Raw genomic sequence first — 16,846 nt, forward strand, 5'->3', positions numbered from 1 at the left:
CTCAAAAGGGTCTCCAGCCCCTCAACCTTGACCCGGTATTTCTACCAGCAAAGCGTCCACGCGCTGGAAACCCCGGGGCAGTTTATTGCCTCGACGGCCCCGCTCACCCTTGTAGTGTTCCAGGTCATCAGCCTTGAGCGACAGGGTCCGCTTGCCAGCCTGCAACACCAGCGTTGCGGCCTCGGGCAGCACGGCGATGTCGGTCACATACTCTTCACGACTGGCCACGCGATCACCCGGAATCCCGATGATTTTGTTGCCTTTGCCTTTGCCCAGCTGCGGCAGGTCGCTGACTTTGAAAATCAACAGCCGGCCTTCAGTGGTCACGGCTGCCAGCCAGTTCTGCTCACGATCGCTGACTGGACGTGGCTGCATGACTTGCGCGCCTTTAGGCAGGCTAAGCAAAGCCTTACCGGCCTTGTTCTTGGCTTGCAGGTCTTCACCTTTCACCACGAACCCGTACCCGGCATCGGAGGCAATCACGTACAGCGCGTCGTCTTCAGGCAACAACACACACTCGAAAGTCGCACCCGGTGGCGGCGTCAGGCGCCCGGTCAGCGGCTCACCCTGACCTCGGGCCGACGGCAAGGTATGCGCCGCCACCGAATAACTGCGCCCGGTGGAGTCGATAAACACTGCAAATTGATTGGAGCGACCGGCGGCCGCCGTCTTGTAGCCATCGCCGGCTTTATAGGACAAGCCGGTTGCATCAAGGTCGTGACCTTTACCGCAACGCACCCAACCCTTTTCAGATAGAACAACGGTGACCGGCTCGGTGGGTACCAGTTCGTTTTCCGACAGAGCCTTGGCTTCTGCGCGAGCAACGATTGGCGAGCGACGATCATCACCGTAGGTTTTGGCGTCTTCAAGCAACTCGGTGCGTACCAGCTTCTTGAGCTTGGCTTCGCTGCCCAGCAGGGCTTGCAGCTTGGCTTGTTCTTTGCGCAACGCGTCTTGCTCGTCACGCAGCTTCATCTCTTCCAGACGTGCCAACTGGCGCAAACGCGTGTCGAGGATGTAGTCAGCCTGGATTTCACTCAGGGCAAAGCGCGCAATCAGCTCCGCCTTGGGGTGTTCCTCGGTGCGAATGATGTGGATCACTTCATCGAGGTTAAGGTAGGCGGTGAGCAAACCGTCCAACAGGTGCAGGCGACGCTCGACCTTGTCGAGGCGGAACTGAAGCCGGCGGCGGACGGTATTGATGCGGAACTCCAGCCATTCCACCAGCAACGCACGCAGGTTTTTCAGCTGCGGCTTGCCGTCCAGGCCAATGATGTTGATGTTGACGCGGAAGGTCGACTCAAGCTCCGTCACTGCAAACAAATGCTGCATCAGCTCATCGAGATCGACCTTGTTGTTACGCGGGATGATCACGATACGGCACGGGTTTTCGTGGTCCGACTCATCGCGCAAGTCGGTCACCATCGCCAGCTTGGTCGGCTTGGCCTGCATCAGCGCAGCAATCTGCTCCAGTACCTTGGCGCCCGACACCTGATGCGGCAATGCGGTAACGACGATGTCGCCGTCTTCGATGTGATAGACGGCACGCATGCGCACCGAACCACGACCGGTCTGGTAGATCTTCAGCAAATCCGCGCGCGGGGTAATGATCTCGGCTTCAGTCGGGTAATCCGGGCCCTGAATGTGCTCACAGAGCTGCTCAACCGTGGCCTTGGGCTCGTCGAGCAGGCGCACACAGGCGGTGGCGACTTCTCGCAGGTTGTGCGGCGGCACGTCTGTGGCCATGCCAACGGCGATGCCTGTTGTGCCATTGAGCAGGATGTTCGGCAAGCGCGCGGGCAATACCGCTGGCTCATCGAGCGTACCGTCGAAGTTTGGCACCCAGTCAGCCGTGCCCTGCCCCAACTCGCTGAGCAGCACTTCGGAATAGCGCGACAAACGGGCTTCGGTGTAACGCATGGCCGCGAACGACTTGGGATCGTCCGGCGCCCCCCAGTTGCCCTGGCCATCGACCAGGGTGTAGCGATAGCTGAACGGCTGAGCCATCAGCACCATCGCTTCGTAACACGCGGAATCACCGTGAGGGTGAAACTTGCCGAGCACGTCACCGACCGTACGCGCCGATTTTTTATGCTTGGAATCTGCGTCCAGGCCCAACTCGCTCATCGCATAGACGATACGTCGCTGTACCGGCTTGAGGCCGTCGCCGATATGCGGCAAGGCGCGATCCATGATTACGTACATGGAATAGTTGAGGTAGGCCTGTTCGGTGAAGTCGGCCAGGGACCGGCGTTCTACGCCGTCGAGGCTGAGATCAAGGGAGTCGCTCATGCGGACCTCATTCAGTTCGTTGTCTGGCGCAACAGCATGCTGCCGCTGCGCTGAGTAAATTCAAGTTTGTTCAAAGCGCTCATGCCCAGCAGCACTTGCTCACCTTCAAGACCCGGCGCGGCCACCGCACGCACATTGCGTAATACGATGGCACCCAGTTGCAGGCGGTCGATCTGAGTACGATAGCCCTGAGCCCGGCCATTGGCCGTATTCAAGGTCACGGGCACACCCTTGGGCAGCGCCAGTTGCCTGGCCAGTTCCAGCGGAACCGCTACATCGGTGGCTCCGGTATCGAGCAAAAATTCCACCGGCACATTGTTGATCCGGCCGCTGGCCACGAAGTGGCCCTGCGCGTTACCCAACAGTTTGACTTCTATATAACCCTCGCCTTGCTGCGAGATCACCTCGGTATTAGGGGTTTCCTGGCGCTGTTCCCAACGCCCGAAAAATTGGGTCGCCAGGTACAAGCCAGCGCACCAGGCCACGATCATGAAAATCCGGCCGACACCCTTACCCGGGGCTTGGTCACTCATAACCCGGCACTCCAGCCACCCTGCGGTGCAGCGAAGCGCCAGACGATCGGGCGTGCTTCGCCATCAGCGCGCACGTGATTGCCGTTATCGACACCGATCCAGGCTCCGCCAGCGTCCAGGCTCAAGGCTTCGGCATGACCATACCGGGTGTTGTACTGCCGGGCATCGGTCAAACCATCGCGGGCAAACGACCAGCAGCGTTCGACCTCCCCCGTATCCGGGCTGCGACGACAAATACGGTAAGCCATGCGTTCCAGAGTGAACAACTTGCCCTGGAACAAGGCCAGGTCGGCAAAGTCCTTTTGTTGCGGCTTGACCTTGAGCTCGGGCGGTGGCTGTTCCGGGCCGCCCTCACTCATCAAGACACAACTCTCTTCGCAATCCCACACACTCTGCTTTTTGCGGATACTCAGCAACCCGCGTCGCTCTCGTTCTGCTGCCAACCAGATCTGGTTGCCTTGCGGGTTGACGGCAATGCCTTCAAACAGTGCATTGAAGTGCAGCAACATGCCGCTGGCGCGGGCTTGACGCACTAGCGCCGGATCAATTTTCAACCAGGAAGGCGAGCCCACCTGCGGAAGTTGCAGCACCGCGGCATGGCTCTCACTGACAACGTAACGGTTGCCCGCCTCGTCACAGGTGATGCCTTCGAGATCCAGATCTCCGCCCCGCAAGGGGCTGAAGGCTTTACCCATCATCCGTACGCCCCACGGCAGACCGCTTTCAGGCACAGGCGGCGCATCAAAGCCAACAGCCTCGGCGTGCCACTGCGCATAGCGGTTGTCCAGCCGGTAAACCTGGTCATCGTCGCGATCGGACACGGCCCATAGTTCGCCCTGGCACATCGCCAAGCCAGACAGATTGGCGCCGCGCATGCCTTCGACGGGATGTTCGGACTGCAATGTCAATTCAGGCCAGGCATCCGCCAGCACCGGTGTAGCCCCTGCACACAGCAACGCCATCAAGGCTTTGCGCATCAAGCCAGCACCTGTGCCAGGTTGCCTTTGGATTCAAGCCAGGACTTGCGGTCGCCCGCGCGTTTTTTGGCCAGCAGCATGTCCATCATTTCCGAAGTGGCGGCGAAGTCTTCCAGCGTCAATTGCACCAGACGCCGGGTATTCGGATCCATGGTGGTTTCACGCAGCTGCGGTGGATTCATCTCACCCAGCCCCTTGAATCGAGTGACCTGCGGCTTGCCGCGCTTCTTCTCGGCCACCAGGCGATCAAGAATGCCGTCGCGCTCGGCTTCGTCCAGGGCGTAGTAGATCTCTTTGCCCAGGTCGATTCGGTACAGCGGCGGCATGGCCACGTACACATGACCGGCATCCACCAGCGGGCGGAAATGCTGCACAAACAAAGCACAGAGCAAAGTCGCAATGTGCAGGCCGTCGGAGTCGGCGTCGGCGAGGATGCAGATTTTGCCGTAGCGCAGTTGGCTGATGTCGGCCGCGCCCGGATCGACGCCAATGGCGACGGCGATGTTGTGCACTTCCTGGCTGGCCAGCACTTCGCTGCCGTCGACTTCCCACGTGTTGAGGATCTTGCCGCGCAACGGCAGGATCGCCTGGAACTCTTTGTCCCGCGCTTGCTTGGCCGAACCGCCTGCAGAATCCCCTTCGACCAGAAACAGTTCGGAGCGCATCGGGTCCTGCCCGGCGCAGTCTGCCAGCTTGCCGGGCAAGGCCGGCCCCTGGGTAATGCGCTTGCGCTCAACCTTTTTGCTGGCCTTGAGACGTCGCCCGGCGTTGTTGATTGCCAGTTCAGCCAGTTGCATGCCCAGCTCAGGATTGGCATTGAGCCACAGGCTGAAGGCATCCTTGACCACACCCGAGACAAAGGCCGCTGCTTCACGGGATGACAGACGCTCTTTGGTCTGACCCGAGAACTGAGGCTCCTGCATTTTCATCGACACCACGAACGCAATGCGCTCCCAGACGTCTTCGGGGGCCAGCTTCACACCACGCGGCAACAGGCTGCGGAACTCACAGAACTCGCGCATCGCATCGAGCAAGCCCTGGCGCAAGCCGTTGACGTGGGTACCGCCCTGAGCGGTCGGGATCAGGTTGACGTAGCTTTCCTGAACACTGTCCCCGCCCTCGGGCAACCACAGCAGCGCCCAGTCGATGGCTTCTTTATTACCCGCCAGGCTGCCACAGAACGGCTCGTTCGGCAGGCGCTCGAACTCACTGACCGCGTCGACCAGGTAAGAACGCAGGCCGTCTTCGTAGTGCCACTCGACCTTTTCGCCGGTGTTTTTGTCTTCAAAGCTGACCAGCAGCCCCGGGCACAGTACGGCCTTGGCCTTGAGCACATGCTTGAGGCGGCTGACCGAGAACTTGGGCGAATCGAAGTACTTGGGATCCGGCGCGAAGTACACGCTGGTCCCGGTGTTGCGTTTGCCGACGGTGCCGATGACTTCAAGATCCGTGGCTTTGTAGCCATCGGCGAACGTCATCTGGTACTCGTTGCCGTCACGCTTGACCTTGACCCGGACCAGCGTCGACAGGGCGTTGACCACCGAAATGCCGACGCCGTGCAGGCCGCCGGAGAACTGGTAGTTTTTGTTGGAGAACTTGCCGCCCGCATGGAGCTTGGTGAGGATCAGCTCAACACCGGACACCCCTTCTTCAGGGTGAATGTCCACGGGCATGCCGCGCCCGTCATCGCTGACTTCGAGCGAGTGGTCGGCGTGCAGGATGACTTGTACCGATTTGGCGTGACCGGCCAGGGCTTCGTCGACACTGTTGTCGATGACTTCCTGAGCCAAGTGGTTGGGCCGGCTGGTGTCGGTGTACATCCCGGGGCGTTTGCGCACCGGGTCGAGGCCCGAGAGGACTTCGATGGCGTCTGCGTTATAAGAGCTAGCGCTGGGAGTGGCCATAGGGTCTCGTCGTTAGTCGTAAGTGAAAAATAAGGGCCATTCGACAGGCGCCTTACAGGGCCGCAAAATCGATGGTTTGATACTGTTCTGCGCCAATCCCGGCAAAGTTCAGCAGCGCGGGCAGTTGCTGGGCGAACCCTTGGTAACTGTGGTCGCCTCCGGCCTGAATACGCAAGGCACATGCCTTGTAGTATTTTTCGGCAAGGCGATAGTCCAGGGTTTCGTCGGCCGTCTGCAGCCAAACCTGATAGCGCTCCGGGTCTTGAGGCGCCGCCACTTCAAGCTCAGCCAGGGCCGTGACATGATCGTGGGTCAGCTCCCAGGTCTGGCCACTGTACAGGTTGGTTTGCGTGCCGAGATAACCGTCAAACATCCGGTGCGGACTGACGGCCGGGTTGACCAGCAAGGCCTTGAGACCATGCTGCTCGGCCAGATACGTCGCATAGTAGCCGCCGAGCGAGCTGCCGACCAGCAATGGCCTGCCCAGGTCGCTGATTGCCGCCTGCAGCTGGGCGATGGCCTCACGCGGGTGATGGTGCAAGGCCGGTACCCGCAACTGATCACTGCAACCGATGCGCTGCATCAGCGACGACAACTGCGTGGCCTTTTTGGACTCGGGAGCGCTGTTGAAACCGTGGATATACAAGATGGAACCCGACATGCAATTACTCCCGAGTGCAAATTAAGCCAAACACAGTCTCTATAAAGACGCGCAGTTTAGCCTGACTCAAGGGTAATGACCCTCCTCAAGGTAGATCCGCCCGACAATCACTCAGTAATTACCGGCGCTGTAGTCCGGTTCGAACTCAAAATCCGCCAGACGTGATACGCCGGTTTCCAGGCTGCCGTCCGGTTGCAGACGCAACCAGCGATAGCCGGGCGCTTCGTTGCTGACGTTGAAATCCTCACTGCCCGGGGCGAACTGAATGCAGGTCGAGGGCGATGCCAGCAGCCTGACGCCATTTCGCTGCTGATCAAACGCCTGATGGACGTGCCCCCAGAGCACCGCACGCACTTGCGGGTAGCGATCCAGCACTTTCCAGAACTCATTGGCGTTACGCAAACCAATCGGCTCAAGCCACGGGCAACCCACCGACACGGGATGGTGATGCAGGCACACCAGATGGTGGCGCTCAGGCGCTTCACTCAAGGACTGGGCGAGCAACTGCAATTGCCTGTCTTCCAGATAACCGGGGGTGGAATGCGGTACCGCCGAGTCGAGCAAGGTGATGCGCCAATTACCGATATCGACCACCGGCTCAAGCAAGCGGCTTTGCACCGCTGCCTCGCGCATGTGCGCCAGTTGGTCGTGATTACCGGGTATCCAGCGCGCCGTGGCCGACAGCGGGGTCGTCAGCCGGCGGAAATGTTGATAAGCCTCAACGCTGCCATCCTGGGCCAAATCCCCGGTGGCCAGCAGCAGGTCGGGGCGGGGCTGCTCGGCGCAAGCGAGATCAACCACTTGCTGCAAGCTATGGGCGGTCTTGAGCCCCAGCAGCGCACCGTTTGCGTCGGCAAACAAATGACTGTCGGACAGCTGCACCAGCAGCACCGGGTCTTCGGTGGTCAGCGAGGATACACTCGGCAAGGGGGTCTCCCGGTACAACGCCATGAACGAATGGCGAGATTATGCCATCAGAGCAGACAACGCACACCGTCGAGGTTTCTAGCGAACCTCGGCGTACTCATGCCATCAGAGCAGACAACGCACACCGTCGAGGTTTCTAGCGAACCTCGGCGTACTCATGCCCGCAGGCTAGACAATGACTCAACCATTCGCCCAGGAACACATTGAGCTGGGCCTTTTCATCAGGTTGATGCATCGCGACGTTGGGATACGGGTAAATACTGCGAAAACGCCGGGCGTGTTCGGCACCAATGACTTCGGCCATGCGCGCGTCGTGGTAAACCTGAACCTGCAGTTCAGGCACCGGCAGCCACGGCAAGCTGTGCTCCTGGCGCACGCGCAAGGTGCTGGTGTAGGGGCAGTCGAGGATCACCTCAAGGGTCAGCACACCGAGCATCTGGTCACCCTGGGTCAAGGCGATGCGTCGGGCGCTGGGTTGCTCACGCATATCGGGCAGCAAGCGCATCAAACGGGCATAGTTGGCCTCGCAGGCAGCCTGCAGTCCGATCAAATCGACCCGATAACGATCGCGCACCCCGTTTACGACCATAACCCCCTCACTTCAGCGCGGTTTAGCGCCAGCCATTGCAGGGCAATAATGCTCGCTGCATTGGAAATACGTCCATCTCGCACGGCCTGCATGGCATCTTCATAAGCCCACACTGTAACCCTGATATCTTCTGCTTCTTCTTCCAGACCGTGCAACCCGCCCACGCCCTCGGTGCTGCAACGGCCCAGGTACAAGTGCACAAACTCGGTGCTGCCTCCCGGCGACGGGAAATACCGGGTAACCGGCCACAAAGACGAAAACGTTAGCCCTGCCTCTTCTTCGCCTTCACGATGGGCGACTTCTTCGGGCTGTTCATCTTTATCGATCAGGCCGGCGACCAGCTCGATCAGCCAGGGTGTATCAGCCTTGTCCATGGCCCCGACGCGGAATTGCTCGATCAACACCACTTCATCGCGCTGCGGGTCGTAAGGCAATACGCAGACCGCATCATGGCGCACAAAGACTTCGCGACTGATCTCACGGCTCATGCCACCGGCGAACAGCTCATGGCGCAGGTGTACACGATCAAGTTTGTAGAAACCCTGATAGCCGTTTTCGCGCTTTACGATCTCAACAACGCTTGGCGTGGCCTTAGTGATATCAGTCATTCAAAACCTCTTGCTGGCGAATTCATGCCGGGAGTGGACCTCGGCAACGGGCATCCTAACGCGCCAGCACTTGGGGATGCAGCCCCTTTTATGACACGGAGATAGACGGATCGCCTGCAAAACAACTCTAATTGACACTTATAAGCTTAGTGGCGAACTGATGCTGTTGTTGGCAGTCGAACCACCATATTTTTCAATTTTCTTTTATTAATGAAGGACGACCATGTCGCTTTTAAAATTTGCTTCCATGACCTGCATCGCCCTGACGCTGGGCGCCTGCCAAAGCGTGTTCCAGCCCTCGGTACAAAAGCCCCTGACATTCACCGCTGACCGCTCCGAGCAGCTCAAGGCAGGTTGCAGCGGCCAGGAATGCCCACTGGTGAACATTGATACCGTGCACGTGGCCGACGAGCCAAAGCTCGATGCGCTGATCGAACAACGCCTGCTGAAAATGACCGTCTTTTCACCCGAAGATAAACTCGCGCCTTCGCTCGAGGCTTACCGTGAGCAATTCCTGCGCACCGCCGAAAGCCGCAACAGCAGCTATTTGCAGGCCAAAGTACGTGAACAGCATGACGGATTGGTGATTGTTGAGCTGTCCAGCTATCTGGATACAGGCGGCGCTCATGGCATACCGGGCCGTGGCTTTATCAACTATTCGCGCCAGAATCAAAAAGAAGTGACCTTGCAGGACATGTTGGTACCGGGTCAGGAAAACGCTTTTTGGGCTGCCGGAAAGGTCGCACACAACAACTGGCTGATCAGCACTCGTTTCGGCAACGACCCGGAATTCGTCAAAAACTGGCCGTTCCAGCAAACACCGCACGTCGCGCTGCTCAAGGACAACGTCGTCCTCAAATACGATGTGTACAGCATTGCACCGTACTCTGAAGGCCATGTTGAGCTGAAGATCCCTTACTCGCGCCTGCGCGGCATCCTCAAGCCGGAGTGGTTCCCGGGTCGAGGATAAGCCGCCAGATCGGCTGCAGGCGCGAATAGGTTCGCCCCTGCAGCCGATCCATAGCGCTTATGAACCCTTGCGCCCCAGCACCCATTGCAGCAGCCCTGCCAACAGTAATGCCGGCAAAGTCGCGCCCACGTCCGGAAGCAGGTTTGCCAGCAGGTGATACGTCACCACCCCGCCCAACCAGGCCAGCAACGTCGCCCCGTGGAACAGCCCGGGGGTCACTTCAGCGCTGCGCTTGCGCAGGATGAAGTGATCCACCAGCACCACGCCAAACAGTGGCGCAAACACTGAACCGATCAACAGCAGAAAGTTCTGGTACTGCGCCAGCGGTGCAAAGCAAGCGATCAGGGTGCAGATCACACCGATGGCCAAGGCCAGGTGCTCGACTTTCAGGCGCAGCAAGGTCCCGCCGGAAACCGCCGCCGAATGAATATCGGCAAACGCGTTTTCAGACTCGTCCAGCAAGATCAGCAGCAACGGAATCCCCAGCCCGCCCCCCGCCAGCGCCAATAGCAACGCGTTGACTTCACCGCTTGGTGCAAATGCCAGCGTGTAGGCCACCCCCAGGCTCATCAACCAGAAGTTGCCGATAAAGAAACCCAGTGCCGTCCCGCCAAACACATTTTTGGCTCGCTTGCCAAAACGCGAGTAATCGGCGATCAGCGGCAGCCACGACAGCGGCATGGCGATGGCAATGTCAAAACCTACGGCAAACGGCAGCGAACCATCGCCCTTTTGCGCCCAGAGCGCGGCCAGATCAGCCTTGGCGAACAAGTTCAAGGTCAGCCATATACAGGCCGCCAGCAACAACCAGATGCCCCATTTGCGCAGAATTTTCCGGACAAACGTCAAAGGCCCGCTGACAGCAAGCAACGTGGCCAAAGCGCCGAAGAACACCGTCCACAGCAAGGGATGGCTCCACAGGCTGCCCTCGCTGAACGCCCGGGCACCGAGCAGGCTCGCGGCATCGCGCATTACGATAATTTCGAACGAGCCCCAGCCGACCAACTGCAGCACATTGAGCAACGCCGGCAGGCTCGCGCCACGGGACCCCAGGCTGAGCTTGAGCGCGGCCATCGAAGACAGACCGCTGTCGCTGCCAATGACCCCGACCGACGCCAGCAAGGCCACACCGACCAACGTGCCGAGAAAAATCGCCAGCAACGAACCCGACAGGCCCAGCCCCGGCGCAAGCAACGCGCCGGTCTGCAACACCATCAGGCCAATGCCGAGGGAAAACCACAGAGAAAACAGATCACGGGCACCGAACACGCGCTGATGAGAAGGCACAGCAATATCCGGTGAATAGGTGCTGGGTGTGTTCAAGGGTTGGATCTCAAAGAGGGAATACACGCACTCGCCCCCGTAGCCGCTGCCGAAGACTGCCAAAAGGACCGCTTCGCAGCCTTCGGCAGCGGCTACAGGAATTGCGCCAGACTGGCTGGCGCGTTTACATCACACCTTTTTGTACAGCTGGCTGCCTTCCTGCTTGAAGCGTTCAGCCTGCTCGGCCAAGCCTTTGGCCACGTCAACGTCGACGGCTTCGATGCGTTGGTTGGCGGCGTAGATCCGCACTTCCTGGGTGATTTTCATCGAGCAGAATTTCGGCCCGCACATCGAGCAGAAATGCGCGACCTTGGCCGAATCCTTGGGCAAGGTTTCGTCGTGGTACGAACGCGCGGTGTCCGGATCCAGACCGAGGTTGAACTGGTCTTCCCAACGGAACTCAAAACGCGCCTTGCTCAATGCGTTGTCGCGGATTTGTGCGCCCGGGTGCCCTTTGGCCAGGTCAGCCGCGTGGGCCGCGATCTTGTAAGTGATGATCCCGGTCTTCACGTCATCCTTGTTCGGCAGACCCAGGTGCTCTTTGGGCGTGACGTAGCAGAGCATGGCGCAACCGAACCAGCCGATCATGGCCGCGCCGATGCCCGAGGTGATGTGGTCGTAACCCGGCGCAATGTCGGTGGTCAGCGGGCCCAGGGTGTAGAACGGTGCCTCGTCGCAGCACTCCAGCTGCTTGTCCATGTTCTCTTTGATCAGTTGCATCGGCACGTGGCCAGGGCCTTCGATCATGCACTGCACATCGTGTTTCCAGGCAATTTTAGTCAGCTCGCCGAGGGTTTCCAGTTCACCGAATTGCGCCGCATCGTTGGCGTCGGCAATCGAACCCGGGCGCAGGCCATCACCCAGCGAGAAGCTGACGTCATAGGCCTTCATGATTTCGCAGATTTCGTCGAAATGGGTGTAGAGGAAGTTCTCTTTGTGGTGCGCCAGGCACCACTTGGCCATGATCGAGCCGCCACGAGAAACAATGCCCGTTACACGCTTGGCGGTCAGCGGCACGTAGCGCAGCAACACGCCGGCGTGAATGGTGAAGTAGTCAACGCCCTGCTCGGCCTGCTCGATCAGCGTGTCGCGGAACAGTTCCCAGGTCAGGTCTTCGGCGACACCGTTAACTTTTTCCAGCGCCTGGTAAATCGGCACGGTGCCAATCGGAACCGGCGAGTTGCGGATGATCCACTCGCGGGTTTCGTGAATGTGTTTGCCGGTGGACAAATCCATGACCGTGTCCGACCCCCAGCGAATGCCCCAGGTCAGCTTGGCCACTTCTTCCTCGATCGAAGAGCCCAGCGCACTGTTGCCGATGTTGCCGTTGATCTTCACCAGGAAGTTACGGCCAATGATCATCGGTTCCAGTTCAACGTGGTTGATGTTGGCTGGAATGATGGCGCGACCGCGGGCGATTTCTTCGCGCACGAACTCCGGAGTGATTTCTTTCGGGATGTTGGCGCCAAAGCTGTGGCCGGCGTGCTGCTGTTCAAGCAAACCGGCAGCACGGGCTTCTTGCAGCTTCATGTTTTCGCGGATGGCGACGTATTCCATCTCGGCCGTAATGATGCCCTGACGCGCATAATGCATCTGGCTGACGTTAACCCCGGCCTTGGCCCGACGCGGGTTTTTCACGTGCGCAAAACGCAGCTTGGTCAGCTCGGCATCGTCGAGACGCATCTGCCCGAAGTGGGAGCTCAGGCCTGGCAGGCGCTCCGTGTCGCCGCGGTCATCGATCCACGCTGAACGCACGTCGCCCAAACCTTTACGCACATCAATTTGCACAGACGGGTCGGTATACGGGCCGGAGGTGTCGTAGATCAATACCGGGGCGTTGATTTCCCCGCCAAAATCCGTGGGTGTGACATCCAGGCTGACTTCACGCATCGGCACCAGAATGTCAGGGCGCGAACCCTGTACATAGACTTTTTGTGAGCGGGTAAACGGCTTGACCGATTGCTCATCGACCTTGGCCGAATCGCTGAGATTGATCGCGTTTTTTAGTGTTGTACTCATCACGGCTCTCCAGACTGCATCCAGGCGGATTGTCGGAGGGAGAACCTGAAAAAAGCACGGACGCACCCAAGGACCGGATGCTGAGTGACGACCTCGAACGACTGTTCATTTTTTGAACAATCGATCCCGGACGGTACTCAAGAGGACTCGCCGGGAGACGAGAAATCTTGTTCCCTACGCAGGCGCTAACCTGATCAGGTTCAACGGGATCCGAAATTATTCGATCTCAGCCTCATAGCAAGGCACCCCGACAAGAACCCGTGCAGTCTAGACAAGAGTGAAGCAGAACGCCAACACCGAAATAAACCGCATGATGAAAGGCGTGATAACGGCATTGTTGCAAGATGACACGGCTACTACACTCGCTACGTCTCGACACCACGAGCGCCGGAACACGGCCTCGGGCCTTTATTTTTCGCATTATTGAACTAGGGATCGCTCATGCTGCGCAAACTCTCGCTGGCTATTGCTGTGTCTTGTGCGACCAGCGCAATGGCTCTGGACGGACAACCCCCTGTGTCCAGCAAGACCGACCTGGTCAGCGTTTACCATGAAGCGGTAAACAACAACGCCGACCTGGCGGCCGCTCGCGCTGATTACGCGGCGCAAAAGGAAGTCGTGCCCCAGGCCCGTGCCGGGTTGCTGCCCAACCTCTCGGGGGGCGCCGAATCAAGCAGCGTGCGCACCTCGATCGACCAGCCATCGCTGACGACCACCCGCAGTGCCGTGGTGTATCAGGCGACGCTCGCCCAACCGATTTTCCGCGCGGACCGCTGGTTCCAATTGAAAGCAGCCGAGTCCGTGAATGAACAGGCCGCGCTGCAATTATCGGCCACCGAACAAAATCTGATCCTGCAAACCGCCGAATCGTATTTCGCCGTGTTGCGCGCCCAGGACACGCTGGCCTCGACCAAGGCTGAAGAAGCCGCGTTCAAGCGCCAGCTGGATCAATCGCGCGAACGCTTTGATGTCGGCCTGTCGGACAAGACCGACGTCCTGCAATCCCAGGCCAGCTACGACACGGCACGGGCCAACCGGCTTCTGGCTCAGCGCCAGGTCGAGGACGCCTTTGAAGCGCTGATGACCCTGACCAACCGTCAGTACCGGTCGATTGAAGGTATTGCCCACACCTTGCCGATTTTGCCGCCCACCCCCAATAACGCCACGACCTGGGTGGAGACGGCGGCGCAGCAAAACCTGAATCTGCTGGCCAGCAATTACGCGGTGAGTGCAGCCGAAGAAACCCTCAAGCAGCGCAAGGCCGGCCATGCGCCGACCCTGGACGCCGTGGCGCAATACAAGACCGGCGACAACGATGGTTTTGGCCTGAGCAATCCGAATGCACTGAATCAGCGTTATCGCGGCGACGTGTCGCAGCGCAGCATCGGTCTGCAATTAAACATTCCGCTGTACAGCGGCGGCCTGACCAGCTCACAGGTACGAGAGTCGTACTCGCGCCTGAGCCAGACCGAACAGCAACGCGAAGCCCTGCGACGCCAGGTGGTCGAAAACACCCGCAACCTGCACCGTGCCGTGAACACCGATGTCGAGCAGGTTCAGGCCCGCAAACAGTCGATCATCTCTAACCAGAGTGCACTGGAGGCCACCGAAATCGGCTATCAGGTGGGAACACGCAACATCGTCGATGTCCTCGACACCCAGCGCCAGCTGTACACCTCGGTGCGCGACTACAACAACACCCGCTACGACTACATCCTCGACAACCTGCGCTTGAAGCAGGCAGCGGGCACGCTGAATCCGGGTGACCTGGAAGCACTGTCGCGGTATCTGAAAGCCGACTACAACCCGGACAAGGATTTCCTGCCACCGGACCTGGCCAAAGCGGCCGAAGCCAACTTGCGCTCGCCGGGGAATTGAAGCGCCCGATTTGCGGCGCAATCAGATCGTGTAGCCGTTGCCGAAGGCTACGTCCGATTGCGCAGCAATCATAAAGGCAAGTTGTCGAACTCGACCGACACCCCCATGCTCAGGTTTGACGACTGCGTCGTCAGACGCAGCCTTCGACAGCTGCTACGGGGTGCAGGGTTCGGATCACCCCTTCAGCAACCGGGCCAGCCCGTCCAGCAGGCGCTGCAAGGCGCCTTGATTGGCCTGCATCACATTCAGGCCCGCCTGTGCCATGCGCTGCGCATCTTGCGGCAACTCGAATAAACGCTGCACCGCCAGCGCAAGCCCTTGGGCATCTTCTACCTCTTCCAGCGCGCCCGCTTCACGCAACATGGCGGCGATTTCGAGGAAGTTGAACAGGTGGGGGCCACTCAACACCGGCTTGGCCAGCGCCGCGGGCTCCAGCAGGTTGTGCCCGCCATTGGGCACCAGGCTGCCGCCGACGAATGCGCTGTCTGCCAGTGCATACAAGAGCAGCAACTCGCCCATGGTGTCACCCACCAGCACCTGCGTCCGGGCATTGACCGGCTCACCCGTGGAGCGCCGCACGCTGGCAAACCCTTCACGCTGACACCGCTCAAACACTGCGTTGAAGCGTTCCGGGTGACGCGGCACCAGAATCAGCAAAGCGTCCGGATAATTGGCCAACAACTGACGGTGAGCATTCAGGACAATCTCGTCTTCGCCTTCATGGGTACTGGCAGCAATCCATACCGGGCGCTCCTGCGCCTGCCAGGACTCACGCAACTCACAGGCCTTGATCAGCAACTGCGGATCGATGCTCAGGTCGAACTTGATCGAACCCGTCACCTCCACGCATTCAGGGCGCGCACCCAGCTGGCGAAAGCGCTCGGCCTCGGTTTCGGTCTGCACGGCGATCAGGCTCATCTCTTCGAGCATTGGCCGTGTCAGTCCGGCGAAACGGGCATAGCCCTTGGCCGAACGTGCCGACAGCCGGGCATTGGCCAACGCCACCGGGATACCGCGTTTAGCGCACTGATGGATATGGTTGGGCCACAGCTCGGTTTCCATAATGACCGCCAGTTTGGGCTGCACCCGGGCCAAAAACCGCGCAGCGGCCCATGGCAAGTCGTAAGGCAAGTAGCAATGCTGAATCCGTGGTTCGTCGGCGAACATGGCCTGAATCCGCTCGGAACCGGTAGGCGTCATGCACGTGACCGTAATCGGCAGTTCGGGATAACGCTTGAGCAGTGCCCGAATCATCGGCGCCGCCGCGATGCTCTCGCCCACCGACACCGCATGCACCCAAATTCCCCCGGGGTGCAAGGCCGGCAAATTCACGGCAAAACGCTCACCAATGCGCTTGGCATACGCCGGCGCCTTGCGCGCCCGCAACCATAAGCGAATCGCCACCAACGGCAGCCCCAGATGAAACAGCAAGGTGTAGAGAGTTCTATTCATGGGGGCAGAGTTTACGATGATGGAATTGTGTGTGCCCGGAATGTTTCATTGCCCGCGATCATCACCATAGGAAGCGCCAGACCACCAACTCCCAAACAAGCGGTTACTTGTACCTGCTCGTGATTGAGCTACGCCAGCGGCTCGGAGTAATGTTTCCTTGGAAAATCCGGTTGCTGTGCCTACTGCCCCATACATTACTGAATCAACGTGGGTCAGGAATTCCAAGGGCTGATTTCGCCGTCCAAAGCTTCACCGCTAAAATCCAGAAGCCTCCTGCGCTTACCACAACAAAAACCCACTACACACTTTTACAACCACTAGAATGCCTTGCTGTTAAATTGCTCCGTTCCACCTTCAGGACTCCATCATGAACGCTTACTACTATCTGGCCATCGCCATTGGCGCCGAAGTGATTGCCACCGTTTCAATGAAAGCGATCAAGGGGTTCAGCACACCGTTGCCCCTGATATTGGTGATTGCCGGTTATGCGACGGCGTTCTGGATGCTGACCCTGGTGGTGCGCACCATTCCGGTGGGTGTGGCTTATGCGGTATGGGCGGGGCTGGGCATTGTGCTGGTGAGTATTGCCGCGCTATTTATCTACGGGCAAAAACTCGATGTGCCGGCCATGCTCGGCATGGGCCTGATCGTACTGGGCGTGGTGGTAATCCAGCTGTTTTCCAAAACAGCGGGGCACTAGACCACGCGGGCAG

The 16,846-nt window shown here is 59.3% G+C and carries 15 protein-coding genes and 1 riboswitch; of the genes, 3 read left to right on the forward strand and 12 right to left on the reverse strand.

Going from position 1 to position 16,846, the window contains the following annotated elements; all coding sequences use genetic code 11:
• Window positions 1–21: 21 nt before the first annotated feature.
• The 8 genes from parC to DQN55_RS20260 form a co-directional block, all read right to left on the reverse strand.
• Window positions 22–2,292 carry a DNA topoisomerase IV subunit A gene (gene parC, locus DQN55_RS20225; RefSeq protein ID WP_048382775.1) on the reverse strand — a complete coding sequence of 757 codons (2,271 nt, stop codon included), beginning with the start codon at window positions 2,290–2,292 and terminating at the stop codon, window positions 22–24.
• An 11-nt stretch (window positions 2,293–2,303) separates the two neighbouring features.
• Window positions 2,304–2,825, reverse strand: coding sequence for a retropepsin-like aspartic protease family protein (locus DQN55_RS20230; RefSeq protein WP_048382776.1), 522 nt, complete (start codon window positions 2,823–2,825; stop codon window positions 2,304–2,306).
• The gene (locus tag DQN55_RS20235; RefSeq protein WP_048382777.1) at window positions 2,822–3,802 is read right to left on the reverse strand and encodes an esterase-like activity of phytase family protein; all 981 of its coding nucleotides are present in this window, start codon (window positions 3,800–3,802) and stop codon (window positions 2,822–2,824) included. The genes DQN55_RS20230 and DQN55_RS20235 overlap by 4 nt, the downstream gene beginning before the upstream one ends.
• Complete coding sequence (gene parE / locus DQN55_RS20240; RefSeq protein WP_048382778.1) at window positions 3,802–5,706, reverse strand: DNA topoisomerase IV subunit B; 1,905 nt, start codon at window positions 5,704–5,706, stop codon at window positions 3,802–3,804. The genes DQN55_RS20235 and parE overlap by 1 nt, the downstream gene beginning before the upstream one ends.
• A 52-nt stretch (window positions 5,707–5,758) precedes the next feature.
• Window positions 5,759–6,367, reverse strand: coding sequence for a YqiA/YcfP family alpha/beta fold hydrolase (locus DQN55_RS20245; protein WP_048382779.1), 609 nt, complete (start codon window positions 6,365–6,367; stop codon window positions 5,759–5,761).
• Between the two features lie 111 nt (window positions 6,368–6,478).
• Entirely contained in the window at window positions 6,479–7,294 is an 816-nt protein-coding gene (gene cpdA / locus DQN55_RS20250; RefSeq protein ID WP_048382907.1) for a 3',5'-cyclic-AMP phosphodiesterase, read from the reverse strand.
• A 136-nt stretch (window positions 7,295–7,430) separates the two neighbouring features.
• On the reverse strand, window positions 7,431–7,883 hold the full coding sequence (locus DQN55_RS20255) for a DUF1249 domain-containing protein (RefSeq protein ID WP_048382780.1): 453 nt from the start codon (window positions 7,881–7,883) through the stop codon (window positions 7,431–7,433).
• The gene (locus tag DQN55_RS20260) at window positions 7,874–8,491 is read right to left on the reverse strand and encodes an NUDIX domain-containing protein (RefSeq protein ID WP_048382781.1); all 618 of its coding nucleotides are present in this window, start codon (window positions 8,489–8,491) and stop codon (window positions 7,874–7,876) included. The genes DQN55_RS20255 and DQN55_RS20260 overlap by 10 nt, the downstream gene beginning before the upstream one ends.
• 223 nt (window positions 8,492–8,714) lie before the next feature.
• Here DQN55_RS20260 and DQN55_RS20265 point away from each other — a divergent pair, with 223 nt between their 5' ends.
• Window positions 8,715–9,461, forward strand: coding sequence for an RsiV family protein (locus DQN55_RS20265; protein ID WP_048382783.1), 747 nt, complete (start codon window positions 8,715–8,717; stop codon window positions 9,459–9,461).
• A 57-nt stretch (window positions 9,462–9,518) separates the two neighbouring features.
• Here the strand turns inward: DQN55_RS20265 and cytX are convergent, their stop codons facing one another.
• Entirely contained in the window at window positions 9,519–10,784 is a 1,266-nt protein-coding gene (gene cytX / locus DQN55_RS20270) for a putative hydroxymethylpyrimidine transporter CytX (protein ID WP_172601036.1), read from the reverse strand.
• A gap of 129 nt (window positions 10,785–10,913) precedes the next feature.
• Entirely contained in the window at window positions 10,914–12,803 is a 1,890-nt protein-coding gene (gene thiC, locus DQN55_RS20275; RefSeq protein WP_048382784.1) for a phosphomethylpyrimidine synthase ThiC, read from the reverse strand.
• 154 nt (window positions 12,804–12,957) lie between these two features.
• Window positions 12,958–13,063, reverse strand: a riboswitch (TPP riboswitch).
• A gap of 181 nt (window positions 13,064–13,244) precedes the next feature.
• Between thiC and DQN55_RS20280 the strand changes: the two genes are divergently transcribed.
• The gene (locus DQN55_RS20280; protein ID WP_048382785.1) at window positions 13,245–14,681 is read left to right on the forward strand and encodes a TolC family outer membrane protein; all 1,437 of its coding nucleotides are present in this window, start codon (window positions 13,245–13,247) and stop codon (window positions 14,679–14,681) included.
• A 174-nt stretch (window positions 14,682–14,855) separates the two neighbouring features.
• On the opposite strand, the gene waaA is transcribed toward DQN55_RS20280, so the two are convergent.
• Window positions 14,856–16,133 carry a lipid IV(A) 3-deoxy-D-manno-octulosonic acid transferase gene (gene waaA / locus DQN55_RS20285; RefSeq protein ID WP_048382787.1) on the reverse strand — a complete coding sequence of 426 codons (1,278 nt, stop codon included), beginning with the start codon at window positions 16,131–16,133 and terminating at the stop codon, window positions 14,856–14,858.
• A gap of 45 nt (window positions 16,134–16,178) precedes the next feature.
• Entirely contained in the window at window positions 16,179–16,328 is a 150-nt protein-coding gene (locus tag DQN55_RS20290; RefSeq protein WP_082150764.1) for a polymorphic toxin type 44 domain-containing protein, read from the reverse strand.
• 172 nt (window positions 16,329–16,500) lie between these two features.
• On the opposite strand from DQN55_RS20290, the gene DQN55_RS20295 reads away from it, so the two are divergent.
• On the forward strand, window positions 16,501–16,833 hold the full coding sequence (locus DQN55_RS20295; RefSeq protein ID WP_048382789.1) for a DMT family transporter: 333 nt from the start codon (window positions 16,501–16,503) through the stop codon (window positions 16,831–16,833).
• Window positions 16,834–16,846: the final 13 nt, after the last annotated feature.

Origin of the sequence: Pseudomonas taetrolens, from assembly GCF_900475285.1 — a bacterium.
GTDB classification, from domain to species: domain Bacteria; phylum Pseudomonadota; class Gammaproteobacteria; order Pseudomonadales; family Pseudomonadaceae; genus Aquipseudomonas; species Aquipseudomonas taetrolens.

Bases quoted from the DNA above. Each gene is read 5' to 3' on its own strand.
- DQN55_RS20245 (WP_048382779.1), bottom strand. From the start codon at position 6,367: ATGTCGGGTTCCATCTTGTATATCCACGGTTTCAACAGCGCTCCCGAG.
- waaA (WP_048382787.1), bottom strand. From the start codon at position 16,133: ATGAATAGAACTCTCTACACCTTGCTGTTTCATCTGGGGCTGCCGTTG.
- thiC (WP_048382784.1), bottom strand. From the start codon at position 12,803: ATGAGTACAACACTAAAAAACGCGATCAATCTCAGCGATTCGGCCAAG.
- DQN55_RS20280 (WP_048382785.1), top strand. From the start codon at position 13,245: ATGCTGCGCAAACTCTCGCTGGCTATTGCTGTGTCTTGTGCGACCAGC.
- DQN55_RS20230 (WP_048382776.1), bottom strand. From the start codon at position 2,825: ATGAGTGACCAAGCCCCGGGTAAGGGTGTCGGCCGGATTTTCATGATC.
- DQN55_RS20295 (WP_048382789.1), top strand. From the start codon at position 16,501: ATGAACGCTTACTACTATCTGGCCATCGCCATTGGCGCCGAAGTGATT.
- DQN55_RS20290 (WP_082150764.1), bottom strand. From the start codon at position 16,328: ATGTATGGGGCAGTAGGCACAGCAACCGGATTTTCCAAGGAAACATTA.
- DQN55_RS20265 (WP_048382783.1), top strand. From the start codon at position 8,715: ATGTCGCTTTTAAAATTTGCTTCCATGACCTGCATCGCCCTGACGCTG.
- DQN55_RS20260 (WP_048382781.1), bottom strand. From the start codon at position 8,491: ATGACTGATATCACTAAGGCCACGCCAAGCGTTGTTGAGATCGTAAAG.
- DQN55_RS20255 (WP_048382780.1), bottom strand. From the start codon at position 7,883: ATGGTCGTAAACGGGGTGCGCGATCGTTATCGGGTCGATTTGATCGGA.
- parC (WP_048382775.1), bottom strand. From the start codon at position 2,292: ATGAGCGACTCCCTTGATCTCAGCCTCGACGGCGTAGAACGCCGGTCC.
- parE (WP_048382778.1), bottom strand. From the start codon at position 5,706: ATGGCCACTCCCAGCGCTAGCTCTTATAACGCAGACGCCATCGAAGTC.
- DQN55_RS20235 (WP_048382777.1), bottom strand. From the start codon at position 3,802: ATGCGCAAAGCCTTGATGGCGTTGCTGTGTGCAGGGGCTACACCGGTG.